Below are 12,924 nucleotides of genomic sequence, written 5' to 3'. Positions count from 1 at the left end.
CGCCGCCTCGGCCGATCAGGGAGGGCAGGCGCCGCCGGGGCTGTTGACGATCAGGTTGCGCAGGGTGGCGGTGCTGACCGTCGTGTCGTCGATGCCGATCGTGTTGTTCGTGAAGGCACAGCCATAGGTCGTCGCGGCCACGGTCGCCGGCGTGACCACGTCGTCGCCTGCGGGCTTGGGTCCGCCGCCTTCCCACTTGATCATGGCGTCGAAGGCGGCGACCTGCTCGGCCACCGTGAAGTCGCAGTGAGTGGCGCCGCGGATGGCGCGCTGCACCAGCCAGCCGCTGTTGCCCTTGGCGGCCACGCGCTTCTGGTAGATCTGCTCCATGCTGAAGGGCACGTAGAGGTCGCCCAGCGTGTGCAGCGTCACGACCGGGATCTTGAACTCGCCGTTGGCCTTGGGAATCCAGCGCAGGCCGTCGGTACGCAGGCGGTTGGCATCGGCCACGGCCGTGAGCTTGAGCACCGAGGCGTTGATCTGGCTCGAAGTCGTTGCGTCGCCATCGACGATGTAGGTGAAGCGGTTGGTGTCGATCACGCTCTTGTTGAGGATGCCTGTGATCGTGCCGTCGCCGCCGAATACGCCCCAGACCGCCGAGAACGAGCCGCCGTAGGCGAGGCCGAGGCTGAATATCGGCCGCGGGCCGCCGGTGAGGTTCTGGATCACTGAGGCGTACTTGACGCCGGTCGGCGTCAGGGCGACCGGCGTGGCCATGCTCGTGAACAGCGCGCCCGTCACCTGCGCCGAGATGTCCGACCAGTTGATGAACGGATACTTCGGCACCCCGGCCAGTGCCTGCGCCGTGACCTGCGCCGCGGCGAAGTAGTCGAACAGCTCGGTGTCGCCGACCACGCCGCACATCGGCACCGCGCCGTTGTACCGGACCTTGTGGTTGGCGGTGGCGTAGGCCTCGTCCTCGATCGCCGCGGCCGTGATGTGGCCGCCCATCGAGTGGCCCGTGATGAAGATCTTGCTGGGCGCTGCCAACGTGCGGCCGGCGGCGGCGGCGATCTTGTTGAACTCGAGCGCCAGCGCGTTGGTGTCCTCGACGCCGACCCGCACGTCGTAGTAGTTCTTGCTGTAGCTGGATGCGGCCCAGGCGTAGCCGTTCTGGATCAGGTAGCGGCGGATCGACGGATTGTTGACGCCCAGCGCGTTGCCGGTGCCGGCGTAGCCGTGGGCGTACATGACGAGCTTGCCGTTCCAGTTGGCGGGCACTTCGACCCGGTACGCGGCACCGCCCAGCACGCCGGCCCAGCGGCTGGTGGTGCTGTTGTCGACCGTGTCGGCCGGGTCGGCCGCCATCGCAGCGAAGGTGGTCGCGCTCGGGTCCGCGGGCACGAAGCTGTTGCGGTTGTCCTGCTCGCGCTTTTCTTCCGCCACGGGCGCGGGCGCGGGCGCGGGTGCAGCGGCAGGCGCCGCCGCCGCGGCGGCCGGGGCCGGCGCGGGCGCCGCGGCGATGAACGGGACGGAATTGCCGCCCCCGCCGCAAGCCGCGAGGCTCAAGGTGGTGGCCAAGGCCAGGAACTGGACACGACTGGGTTGCATGGGGATTTGTCTCCGGGATTTCTTGGTTGATTTGTTGGCAAACACGGGGGACACGAAACGCCGGCGCGCCTTCGACCTGGACCGATCGACATCACCGGCGGTCGGAGCGTAGGGGCGCGCGCCGGCACGGCCCTGCGGAGTTACCCGCGACCGCTATCACGTTGGCGACAGGCGCATCCGGGTCAGAATCCGACGGCGCCATGGTCGGCGCAGAGGCTCCAGGTGGCGATATTCATTGACCAGTGCAAGCGGCTGGAGGCGGCGACGGAGATGGGGTCGGCCGGCGGGTCTGTGCTGTCGACCTTGATGGCCTGGCTCCAGTTCGTCTTCTTCCTGCCCGCCAAGCTGGCGATGCTGATTCCCGACGGCAACAGCGCGCTGGGGCGCTACTTCGAGCTCGACTGCAGCAGTGGCACGCACTGGGGCGGCGCGCTGTTCTCGGGTGTGGTCTGGGTGGCGCTGCTGGTCGGCGTCTCGTTTGCCTGGGACGGACGGGCCTCGAAGGCCGGCAAGAGCGAGCGCTAGCCGGCCCGCCTGCAGCCTCAGTTCGATGCCACGAACGGGTCGTTGACCAGCGCCTGGGCCCGGGCCGCGAGCTGGGTCCGGTTCTCGACCCGCAGCTTGCGGAAGGCGTTGGCCAGATGGAAGCGCACGGTCGGCAGCCCGACCGCCATGCGCTTGGCGATCAGCTTATCCGGGCAGCCCGAGAGCACCAGCGCGGCGGCTTCGGCTTCGCGCTGACTCAGGGCCGAGCGCCGCTGCAGCAGTTCGGTGACGCTCTCCCGGGCCTGCGGCGACAGCAGCGGGTCGGCCTCCCACTGGAAGCGCGCCAGCGCGGCCGCGAAGGCGGGCTCGACCAGGCGCAGCGCCTCGATCTCGTTGTTGTCGAAGTTGCCGCGCTCGCGCCGCCGCCAGATCCGCATGTCGCCGGTGCATTCGCCATGGGCGAAGACATAGACGTTGACGCCCCAGTGCATGTGGTCGCGGGCCAGGAAGTCGTTGAAGAACTCGGTCCGCGCCAGGTCGCTCTGGCACAGGATCTGGGTCGCGAGCGTCGGATGGCGGCGCTCCATCATCGGGAAGGTGAGCGGATCGACGAAGCGGTAGTACTCGTCCCAGCTGCGCAGGTTCTCCAGCGACATGTTGAGCGCCTTCGCACGGTCGAAGCGCCGGGCTGCCTTGTCCCAGGTCATCGAGACGTAGGTGTCGGCCCGCAGCAGGTCGAGCATCGGCAGCGCGAGGTCCCCGCGCAGGGTGTCGGGGTCGGTGGCCTCGGCCAGCAGACGCATGACGTCTCCGAGCGCGCGGGTCTGTGCCGTGGCGAGATACATGGCGTGGGTAAAGCAAAGACCGTGCAAAGGGGCGGAGGGCGATGCTAGCCCGCCGTGCGCCGGCCGGTATATCGGTGCCGACCCGTAGGGCCCCTATCAATCGTGATAGGTGTGCGCGCCGCCTGCGCTTCCTAGCATTCGCTGACTCGACCAAGGAACAGGCCATGAAGCTCACACAACTCGGTGTCTCCGAACTGCGGCGCCAACTCCAGGCGGGCGCCGTCACCAGCGTGGCGGTCGCCGACGCCCTGATCGCCCGCACCGAAGCCCATGCCGCGCTCAACGGCTACGTCGCCTTCGACGCCGAGGCGCTGCGGGCCCAGGCCCGGGCCGCCGATGCCCGCATCGCGGCGGGCGAGGACCTTCCGCTGCTCGGCGTGCCGGTGGCGCTCAAGGACAACATCGACGCCGTCGGGCTGCCCAGCGGCGCGGGCACCGGCGCCCTGCACGGCCTGCATCCGGCCCGCGACGCCGAAGTGGTGCGCCGCCTGCGCGCTGCCGGTGCGCTGGTGGCCGGCAAGACCAGCATGCACGAGCTGGCCTTCGGCATCACGACCAACAACAGCGTGACGGGTGCGGCGCGCAATCCCTGGGACCCGTCGCGGATTCCGGGTGGCAGCAGCGGCGGCTCGGGCGTGGTGGTGGCCGCCGGCCTGGTGCCGGCCGCGATCGGCACCGACACCGGCGGATCGGTGCGGGTGCCGGCCGCCCTGTGCGGCGTGGTCGGCCTGCGGCCGACGGTGGGGCGGGTGCCGGGGCAGGGGATCGCGCCGATCTCCGCCACCCGCGACACCGCCGGCCCGATCGCCCGCAGCGTCGCCGATTGCGCGCTGCTCGACGGCGTGCTGGCCGATGGCGGCGCGCCGCTGGGCCCGGTGGCGCTCGCGGGGCTGCGGCTGGGCCTGCCGCGTTCGCCGTTCTGGGAGACGCTCGAACCTGGCGTGCAGGCCGTGGCGGACGCCGCCGTCGAGCGCCTGCGCGCGGCCGGCGTGCAATGCGTCGAGGTGGCGCTGCCGGGGCTGTCCGAACTCAACGGGGCGGCTGGATTCCCGATCGCGCTGTTCGAATTCGTGCGCGACATGGGCCGCTACTTGCACGAGGCCGGCCGCGGCATCGACCTCCAGCAGCTCGTCGACGGTATCGGCAGCCCCGACGTCGCCGCCATCGCGCGGCCCCTGCTGGCCGGCGGCGCGGTGCCCGAAGCGGCCTACCGCGAAGCCCTGCTGGCGCGCGTGAAACTGCAGGCGCTCTATGCCGATGCCTTCACCGCCTCGGGCGTGCAGGCCCTGCTGCTGCCGACCACGCCCCTGACCGCGGCGCCGGTGGGCGACGACGAGACGGTGCTGTTCAACGGCCAGCGCTGCCCGACCTTCCCGACCTTCATCCGCAACACCGACCCGGGCAGCAACGCCGGCATCCCGGGCGTCACGCTGCCGGCGGGGCTGGCGGCGGGCCTGCCGGTCGGGCTGGCGCTCGACGGCCCGGCCGGCAGCGACCGCCGGCTGCTGGCGGTCGCCGCGGCGATCGAGGCCATCCTGCCCACCGAGCCCTCCGCCCCCTGGCTGCGCTGAAGACGCGGCAGGCACCACCCCCGATCACAACAGAGGAGTTCTCATGGATCGTCGTACCTTTCTTCATGGCGCCGCGGCTGCCGCGGCCCTGGGCAGCGCGGGCGTGCGCGCGCAGTCGGCACTGAACGTGGCCGTGATGCTGCCGCTGAGCGGACCCGCGGGCCTGTTCGGCCCTTCGGCCAAGGCCTGCGCCGAACTCGCGGTGCAGACCCTGAATGCGAAGGGCGGGGTGCTGGGCCGCAACATCAACCTGCTGGTCGGCGATGCGGGGCTGCCGCCCGCCGAGGCCTCGCAGGCGGCGCTCAAGCTCTGGAAGGGCTCTGGCGCGCAGGTGGTGATCGGCATGCACGACAGTGCGGTGCGCGGCGCGCTGGTGGGGCTCTTCAAGGGCCAGGTGCCGTACTTCTACACACCAGTCTACGAGGGCGGCGAATGCGCCAAGGGCACCTACGTCAACGGCGAGACGCCGGCCCAGCAGCTGGCGCCCGTGATCCCGTGGCTGGCCTCGGAGCGCAAGCCGAAGAAGTGGTACATGATCGGCAACGACTACATCTGGGGCCGCAACACCAATGCCGCGGCCAAGGGCTACATCACCCAGACCGGGGCCCAGGTGGTGGGCGACGAATACCTGCCGTTCACGGTCGACAACTTCGATTCGAGCCTGGCCCGGATCCGCGACAGCGGCGCCGACGCGGTGCTGGTGTCGCTGGTGGGCGGCGCCTCGGTCGGCTTCAACAAGGCCTTCGCGAGCTTCGGCCTGGCGGACAAGGCGATCCGCCTCGGCACGCTGATCGAGGAGAACACGCTGGCCGGCATCGGTGTGGCGAACGCGCGCAACCTCTATTCGAGCGCGGGCTATTTCGCCAACATCCAGACCCCGGCGGCCAAGGCTTTCTCGGACGCCTACTTCAAGCAGTTCGGTGCCCAGGCGCCGGCCCTCAACGGCCTGGCCGAATCGGTGTACGAGGGCTTCCTGATGCTGAACGCGATCGCCGCCAAGGCCAAGTCGCTCGAGGTCGCCAAGATGGACCCGGCCAGCGAGGGCGCAAGCTACAACGGCCCGCGCGGCGCGGTCACGATGCATGCGCGGCACGTCGAGCAGGACATCTACCTGGCCGACGTCAACGACAAGGGCTTCCGGGTCGTGAAGACCTTCCCGCGCATCGCGTCGGGCCAGACCTGCAAGGTGTGACTCTGCGATGGACACCAGCTGGCTGCTCCATGCGCTGAACCTGGCCTACGAACTCTCGACCTTGGCGCTCACGACGCTGGGCCTGGCGGTGGTGTTCGGCCTGCTCGGCGTCATGAACATGGCGCACGGCGAGTTCGTGATGCTGGGCGCCTACGCGGTGGTCACGGTGCAGGCCTGGGGCTGGCCGATCGCCACCGCGATGCCGCTGGCGATCGTCGTCTGCGGCGTGCTGGGCTGGGTGGTCGAGCGCTGGCTGATCCGCCCGCTCTATGCCCGGCCCTTCGACACCCTGCTGGCGACCTGGGGCCTGGCGATGGTGCTGCGCAAGCTGGTCGAGGCGATCTACGGCCGCGGCTACCGCAACGTCGAGAGCAGCCTGGCGACCCCGGTCACGCTGGCCGGCGTGCAGTACCCCGGCTACCGGCTGGCGCTGATCGCCTTCGCGGTCCTGCTGATGCTCGGGCTGGCCTTCTGGTACCGGCGCAGCGTCATGGGCCTGCGCGTGCGGGCGATGACCGGCAACCCGATGCTGGCCCAGGCGCTGGGCATCGACACCCGCCGCCTGGCCTCGCAGACCTTCGTCATCGGCGTGGTGCTGGCGGGCGCAGCGGGCGTGCTGCTGGCGCCGCTGGTGCGCATCGAGCCCGGCATAGGAGTCGACTACCTGCTCGACGCCTTCTTCGTGCTGGTGGTGGGCGGCCTCGGCACGCTGGGCGGCTTCGCCGGCGGCGTCGGCGTGATCGGCGGCAGCCAGGCGGTCGTCAGCAGCCTTGCCGGCCAGACCAGCGGCTACGCGGTGGTGCTGATCCTTTCGATCCTCTTTCTCTGGCTGAAGCCGAATGGACTCCTTGGACGCCGTTGAACACCCTTCTTGCGCCGCCCTGTGCCGGCCGGCCCGACGCTGGCGCCTGCCGGGCAGCGAAGCGCTGTGGCTGGGCGCCGCCCTGGTGGTGCTGCCCTTCGCCAGCAACGACTTCGTCGCCTACCAGATCGCGTTGTTCCTGATCTACGGCATCGCGACCCAGGGCGTGGCGCTGTGCTGGGGCCGGTTGGGCTTCCTGCCGCTCGGGCATGCGCTGTTCTTCGGCCTCGGCGCCTACCTGGCGGGCGGCACGCTGAAGGCGGCGCAGCAGCAGCCGCTCTGGTATTTGGCGCTGCCGCTGGCGCTGCTGCTGCCCGCGGCCGTCGCCTATGTCACGGCCCGGCTGGTGTTCGCGCGCAGCCACCGCAGCGGCCCCTTCTTCTCGCTCATCACGCTGGCGATGACGATGCTGGGCTTCCTGGCGGCGCAGCAATGGAGCGCGGTCACCGGCGGCTTCAACGGCATGGCCGACATCCCCGAGCTGCCGGGCACCGAGCGCTACAGCAGCTTCTACTGGGTGGTCGCCGCCTGCGCGGTCGGCAGCACCGCCTTGCTGGGCCTGGTGCTGCGGCGGCCGCTGGGCATGCTGTGGAGCGCAGTGGCGCAGAACGAAGACCGGCTGCAGCTCTTCGGCTATGCGACCGACCGCATCAAGGCCTTCGCCTTCGGCTTCTCGGCGCTGCTGGCCGCCGCCGCGGGCGCGCTGTTCGCGCTGCACCAGGGCATCGTGACGCCGCTCACCATGGGCTTCGTGCTGTCGACCGAGTTCGTGATCTGGGCCGCGGTCGGCGGCAAGGCCAGCCCGCTCGGGGCGCTGCTCGGCGCCGTGTTCATCGGCTATGCCTCGTCGGAGCTGCGCGACCATTTCGCCTATTGGGAGGTCGCGGTGGGTGCGATCTTCATCGGGGTGGTGCGCTTCCTGCCCGAAGGGCTGGCGGGGCTGGGCCGGCCGTTGTGGCGGCGCGGGCCCGCCGCGGCGCCTGGCGTGCCGGCCACCGACGCGCCTGCGCGGCACGCACCGGACGGGCGCATCGGCTTGGCCTTCGAGCAGGTCCATGCCGCGCAGGGCGGCGTGCGGATCCTCGATGGGCTGGCGCTGGCGCTCGACGGCCCCGGTCTGCGCTGCGTGATCGGCCCGAACGGCGCCGGCAAGACCTCGGCCTTCAATGTCATGACCGGCCGGCTGCCGCTGCGTTCTGGGCGAATCCTGCTCGACGGCGCCGACATCTCGGGCGCGGCCGCCTGGCGGGTGGCGCGGCGCGACGTCGGGCGCAAGCTGCAGATTCCGTCGGTGTTCTCCGAGCTCAGCGTGAGCCAGAACCTGGACGTGGCGCTGTGGGCCGGGCGGCTCGGCCCGGCGATGTCGCTGGCGCGGGCGCCGCTGGGCTGGCGCAGTCCGCTGCGGGACGAACTGCTCGACCTGTTCCCGGCGCTGCGCGAGCAGCTCGCCACCCGCGCGGGCAGCCTCTCGCAGGGCCACCGCCAGGCGCTGGAGTTCGTGATGACCGTGCTGCCGCAACCCCGCCTGGTGCTGCTCGACGAGCCCTGCGCCGGCCTGTCCCCCGCCGAGACCCACCACATGATCGATGCCATCAAGACCGTCATCGACCGGCTGGGCGCGGCCGCGCTGGTGATCGAGCACGACATCAGCGCCGTGGCCGCGATCGGCGGCGACGTCTACGTGCTGCACCAGGGCCGGCTGCTGGCCCAGGGCTCGCTGGCCGAGATCCAGGGCGATCCGGCGGTGCGGGCGGTTTATGCGGGGGCGCGGAAATGAACGGCGTCCTGAGGTTCGATGCGTTGGTGTGCGGCTACGGCGACACCATGGTGCTGCGGGGCCTGAGCGGCAGCGCGGGCCCCGGCCGGGTGCTCGGCGTGCTCGGCCGCAATGGCGTCGGCAAGACCACGCTGATGCGCGCGCTGGCCGGCTTCCTGCCGCTGCGCGAAGGCACGCTGACGCTCGGCGGGCATGACCTTTCGCAGGTGGCGCCGCACCAGCGGCTGGCGCGCGGCATGGCCTACGCGCCGCAGGAGGACGTCGTGTTCGGCGACCTCAGCGTGCAGGAGAACCTGTGGCTGCACCTCGACGACCGCGACCCGCAGCGCTACGCGGCCTGCCTGCAGGCCTTCCCGCGCCTGGGCGAGCGGATGGCTCAGCGAGCGGGCTCGCTGAGCGGCGGCGAGCGCAAGCTGCTGTCCTTCACGCGCACCATGGGCCTGCGCGCCGCGCTCAGCCTCCTCGACGAGCCGACCGAAGGCGTCCAGCCCGAGAACATCGAGCGCATGGCCGCGCTGTTGCGGGCCCGCAAGGCCGAAGGCGCCGGGTTCGTGATCGTCGAGCAGAATCTGGAGTTCCTGCTCGCGGTGGCCGACGACCTGATGGCGATCGACCACGGCGAATGCCTGCTGAAAGGGGCGGCATCGGAATTCGGTCGCGCGGCGCTGGAGGCCCACCTGATGGTCTGATGCCGCGCGCCGTTCCAGGCAAAAGAACACAGAAGTCATGACCCACCTGGACCTCAACCTCATTCGCGTCTTCGTCGCCATCTACGAGACCCGCAGCGTCACGCAGGCGGCCGAGCGGCTCGACGTCACGCAGCCGACCATCAGCTACGGCCTGGCCAAGATGCGCGAGGTCTACGCCGACCGGTTGTTCTCGCGCGGCGCAGCGGGGCTGGTGCCGACCGGCCTGGCCGAGCAGTTGTTTGAGCGCTTCCGCGACGCGCTGGCCACGGTCGAGAGCACGCTGGAGCAGCAGCGCCTGTTCGACCCGGCGCTGTCGACCCGGCGCTTCCGGCTCGCGATGTCCGACATCGGCGTGCTGTACTTCGTGCCGCCGCTGTTGCGCCGCTTCCAGGAGTCGGCGCCGCGCATCGAGATCGACATCGTGCAGATCGCCGAAGCCGTCGGCGAAGACCTCGCAGCCGGACGAATCGACCTCGCGATCGGCCACATCCCCGCGCTGTCGCCACAGATCCGCAGCGCGCTGCTCTTTCGCGAGCACTACGTGTGCCTGATGTCCTCCGCCCATCCCACGATCGACGACACGATGAGCCTGAAGGAGTTCGCCGCGGCGCGGCACGTGATGGTGTCGTCGCCGCGCACCGGCCACTTTCTGGTCGACGAGGCGCTGGCCCAGCGCGGCGTCAACCGCAACATCGTGGCCCGGGTGCCGCAGTTCACGGTGCTGCCGCCGCTGCTGTCGCAGAGCGACCTGCTGGTGCTGCTGCCCTCGCGGGTGGCCGAGCTCTATGTCTCGCAGGGCGGCCTGAAGGCGCTGGCCCTGCCGGTCGAACTGCCGGACTTCCAGGTCCAGGCGTACTGGCATGTGCGGCACGAGTACGGCGCCGCGAACCGCTGGCTGATCGACGAGACCGTCCAGACCCTCAGCAAGCTCTGACCTCGAAGCGGCGCACCGCCTCCTCGTTCCAGGCGATGCCGGTGCCCGGCTGGGGCGGCGCGATGGCGCTGCCGTTCTCGAAGGCCAGCGGCTCGGTCAGCACCGGGCCCGCCAGGTCCATGCGTTCGAGCAGGTGGCAGGTCGGCGTGACCGCCAGCAGGTGCACGCTGACCTCGTGGAAGATGTGGCTGGACATCGGCAGGCCGCGGGCCTGTGCCAGCGCCGCCGCGCGCAGCCAGCCGGTCACGCCGCCGATCTTCATCGCGTCGGGCATCACCAGGTCGCAGGCGCCGGCCTCGAGCGCCTTGGCCATCTCGTCGGGCCCGCACCAGTTCTCGCCCATCTGGATCGGCAGCCGCACCTGCGCGCGGATGCGTGCGTGGCCCGCGTAGTCTTCCTGCAAGGTCGGTTCTTCGACCCAGCCGATGCCTTCGCCTTCGAGCGCGTGGATGCGGCGCACCGCCTCGGGCCCGGCCAGGCCCTGGTTGTAGTCGACCAGCAGCTGGGTGTCGTCGCCGATGGCCTGGCGCAGGGCGCGCACCACGCGCAGGTCCTCGGCCAGCGTGGCGTAGCCAACCTTGGTCTTGATGGCGCCGAAGCCCTGCGCCACGGCGCGCTCGGCGCGCTGCACGCCCAGTTCGACACCGTCCAGGCTGTGGCTGTCGTAGGCCGCGATCGGCCGGCGTCGGCCGCCCAGCAGTTCGACCAGCGGCAGGCCGCGCGCCACGGCCAGCGCGTCCCAGGCGGCCATGTCGAGGCCGGCACAGGCCATTCCCGCGAGGCCGGTGCGCCCGAGCAGCCGCAGGCGCTGGGCCAGCAGCCGGTCGAGGTCGAAGGGCGCTAGCGGCTGGCCCTTCAAGACCTCGCCGAGCGCCGTCACCATCTGCCGCGTGGCTTCGAGCGCCAGCGGCGTGTAGGTGAAGAGGTAGGCGCGGCCGATGCTGCCGTCGCTGGCGTGGAGGTCGATCAGCACCAGCGGCGCGGTGGCGATCACGCCGACGCTGGTGCGGACCGGGTATTCGAGGGGGACGTTGACGGCGCGGGCGTGGACCGCGGCGATCAGGATCGAGGGGTCTGTCGGGTGGTTCATGGCATGCCTCTAGTCAGTTGAGGACAGAGCAAAAACTGCTGCGCAGTTTCTTGGTCTGTCCCGCAAGGTCTCAGGAAGTCGAGGACAGAGCAAAAACTGCTGCGCAGTTTCTTGGTCTGTCCCGCAAGGTCTTCATATGTCTCCTCACAGTCCCAGATACGCGGCCTTGATCCGCTCGTCCCGCAGCAGCTCGCCGGCCGGCCCGCCGAGCGCGATGCGGCCGGTCTCCAGCACGTAGCCGACGTCGGCCACCGACAGCGCCGCATGCGCATTCTGTTCCACCAGCAGGATCGGGATGCCCTCGGCCTTGAGCCGCGCGATGACCGCGAAGATCTCGCGCACCAGCAGCGGCGCCAGGCCCATCGACGGCTCGTCGAGCAGCAGCACCTTGGGTTCGCTCATCAGCGCACGGGCGATCGCCAGCATCTGCTGCTGGCCGCCCGACAGCGTACCGGCGGCCAGCAGGCGCTTTTCCTTCAGCACCGGGAACAGCGCGTACATGGCGGCTAGGCTTTCGTCGCGGCGCTCGGGGCGGGTGTAGCCGCCCAGCAGCAGGTTGTCCTGCACCGACATCGGGCCGAAGACCTGCCGGCCCTCGAGCACCTGCGACAGCCCTGCCCGCACGCGCGCGTCCGCGCTGTCGCGCACGATCTCGCGGCCGAACAGGCGGACGCTGCCGCTGGCCTTGATGAGGCCCGAGACCGCGCGCAGCAGCGTGGTCTTGCCGGCGCCGTTGGCGCCGACCAGCGCCACCAGCTGGCCCTTGCCGACGGCCAGGTCGATGCCGTGCAGGGCCTCGATGCGCCCGTAGCCGGCAACCAGGCCGCGCACCTCCAGCACGTTGGCGCCTTCGCTGCTGCTCATGCCAAAGCCTCCTCGGCCACCGCCTCGGTGCCCAGGTAGGCCGCGATCACCTGTGGATTGGCCCGCACCTCGGCGGCGCTGCCCTCGGCCAGCTTGCGGCCGTAGTCGAGCACCAGGATGTGGTCGGAGATGTTCATCACCAGCTTCATGTCGTGTTCCACCAGCAGCACCGTGATGCCCGAGGCCGCGATGCTGCGGATGAGCTCGGTGATCTCGTGGGTCTCGGTGTCGTTGAGACCGGCCGCGGGCTCGTCCAGCAGCAGGATGCGCGGCTTGCTGGCGAGCGCCCGTGCGATCTCGAGCCGCTTGAGCAGCCCGAATGAGAGCTGGGTCGCGTGGGCATGCGCATGGTGTCCGACGCCGACATAGTCGATCAGCCGCAGCGCCTCCTCGCGCAGCGCCGCGTCGGCGCGGCGGGTGGCGCCCAGCATGCCGCCCAGCAGCGAACTGCGGCTGTGCAGGTGGGCGCCGAGCATGACGTTCTCGCAGGCCGTCATGTTCATGCAGACCTGCAGGTTCTGGAAGGTCCGGCTCATGCCGCGGCGCGCCAAGGCGTCGGGCGCACGGCCGCCGACGCTTTCGCCGTCGAGCAGGATCTCGCCGCGCGTGGGTTCGTAGACGCCGCTGATCAGATTGAACAGCGTGGTCTTGCCGGCGCCGTTGGGGCCGATCACGGAGTGCACCGAGCCGCCGCGCACCGTGAAGCTCACGTCCTGCATCGCGTGCACGCCGCCGAAGGACTTGGAGAGGTTCTTGACTTCTAGCATGTCAGCTCTTGTTCGGGTGCGGGTGCGGGGTCATGTTCGGGGCGCGTGCCGAGGGCACCGGGTGGCCCCCTCCGCTCATGTCCCCCGGCTTCGCCTCCTCCTTTACTTCGCTGCGGGGGCCACCCGGTGCCCTCGGCACGGGAAACGCCGTGTGGCGCTGGCCGGAGATGAACCACCGCCGTGACGGCTCACGCCGATGGTGTGCTCTGCGCAGTGAAATAAAGGAGGAGCCCGAAGGGCGGGGGACATTCGCGGAGCAGAGTACGCCGTCGGCGTGAGCCCGCCCCACCTCGCAT

At 70.6% G+C, this 12,924-nt stretch carries 12 protein-coding genes; 7 read left to right on the top strand and 5 right to left on the bottom strand.

Annotated elements, in window-relative coordinates:
• Positions 1-15: 15 nt before the first annotated feature.
• The gene (locus QZH52_RS26235) at positions 16-1,551 is read right to left on the bottom strand and encodes an alpha/beta hydrolase family protein (RefSeq protein ID WP_301813619.1); all 1,536 of its coding nucleotides are present in this window, start codon (positions 1,549-1,551) and stop codon (positions 16-18) included.
• 222 nt (positions 1,552-1,773) lie between these two features.
• Here QZH52_RS26235 and QZH52_RS26230 point away from each other — a divergent pair, with 222 nt between their 5' ends.
• Complete coding sequence (locus tag QZH52_RS26230; RefSeq protein WP_301813617.1) at positions 1,774-2,076, top strand: hypothetical protein; 303 nt, start codon at positions 1,774-1,776, stop codon at positions 2,074-2,076.
• Positions 2,077-2,093: 17 nt separating this feature from the next.
• Here QZH52_RS26230 and QZH52_RS26225 read toward each other — a convergent pair whose 3' ends face one another.
• On the bottom strand, positions 2,094-2,840 hold the full coding sequence (locus tag QZH52_RS26225; protein WP_301813615.1) for a helix-turn-helix transcriptional regulator: 747 nt from the start codon (positions 2,838-2,840) through the stop codon (positions 2,094-2,096).
• Between the two features lie 206 nt (positions 2,841-3,046).
• Here QZH52_RS26225 and iaaH point away from each other — a divergent pair, with 206 nt between their 5' ends.
• The 6 genes from iaaH to QZH52_RS26195 are packed head-to-tail and all read left to right on the top strand — an operon-like array spanning position 3,047 to position 9,907.
• A complete protein-coding gene (iaaH, locus tag QZH52_RS26220) occupies positions 3,047-4,453 on the top strand; it encodes an indoleacetamide hydrolase (RefSeq protein WP_301813612.1) in 1,407 nt (468 codons plus the stop codon).
• A 43-nt stretch (positions 4,454-4,496) separates the two neighbouring features.
• Positions 4,497-5,645: a substrate-binding domain-containing protein gene (locus QZH52_RS26215; RefSeq protein ID WP_301813610.1), complete on the top strand. Its 1,149-nt coding sequence runs from the start codon at positions 4,497-4,499 to the stop codon at positions 5,643-5,645.
• Between the two features lie 7 nt (positions 5,646-5,652).
• Positions 5,653-6,507, top strand: coding sequence for a branched-chain amino acid ABC transporter permease (locus QZH52_RS26210; RefSeq protein ID WP_301813609.1), 855 nt, complete (start codon positions 5,653-5,655; stop codon positions 6,505-6,507).
• Entirely contained in the window at positions 6,485-8,284 is a 1,800-nt protein-coding gene (locus QZH52_RS26205) for a branched-chain amino acid ABC transporter ATP-binding protein/permease (RefSeq protein WP_301813607.1), read from the top strand. Before QZH52_RS26210 ends, QZH52_RS26205 begins: the two co-directional genes overlap by 23 nt.
• Positions 8,281-8,973 carry an ABC transporter ATP-binding protein gene (locus QZH52_RS26200; RefSeq protein ID WP_301813606.1) on the top strand — a complete coding sequence of 231 codons (693 nt, stop codon included), beginning with the start codon at positions 8,281-8,283 and terminating at the stop codon, positions 8,971-8,973. Before QZH52_RS26205 ends, QZH52_RS26200 begins: the two co-directional genes overlap by 4 nt.
• Positions 8,974-9,010: 37 nt before the next feature.
• The gene (locus QZH52_RS26195; RefSeq protein WP_301813605.1) at positions 9,011-9,907 is read left to right on the top strand and encodes a LysR family transcriptional regulator; all 897 of its coding nucleotides are present in this window, start codon (positions 9,011-9,013) and stop codon (positions 9,905-9,907) included.
• Here the strand turns inward: QZH52_RS26195 and QZH52_RS26190 are convergent.
• From QZH52_RS26190 to QZH52_RS26180, 3 genes are all read right to left on the bottom strand, one after another.
• Complete coding sequence (locus QZH52_RS26190; RefSeq protein WP_301813603.1) at positions 9,894-10,997, bottom strand: enolase C-terminal domain-like protein; 1,104 nt, start codon at positions 10,995-10,997, stop codon at positions 9,894-9,896. The two genes, QZH52_RS26195 and QZH52_RS26190, sit on opposite strands and share 14 nt — an antisense overlap.
• A 144-nt stretch (positions 10,998-11,141) precedes the next feature.
• On the bottom strand, positions 11,142-11,861 hold the full coding sequence (locus QZH52_RS26185) for an ABC transporter ATP-binding protein (protein ID WP_301813602.1): 720 nt from the start codon (positions 11,859-11,861) through the stop codon (positions 11,142-11,144).
• Positions 11,858-12,628, bottom strand: a complete 771-nt coding sequence (locus QZH52_RS26180; RefSeq protein WP_286537915.1) for an ABC transporter ATP-binding protein — start codon at positions 12,626-12,628, stop codon at positions 11,858-11,860. Before QZH52_RS26180 ends, QZH52_RS26185 begins: the two co-directional genes overlap by 4 nt.
• Positions 12,629-12,924: the final 296 nt, after the last annotated feature.

The organism is Variovorax ginsengisoli (genome assembly GCF_030486595.1).
GTDB lineage: Bacteria > Pseudomonadota > Gammaproteobacteria > Burkholderiales > Burkholderiaceae_C > Variovorax > Variovorax ginsengisoli_B.
This window is presented reverse-complemented; position numbering and strand designations above follow the sequence as displayed.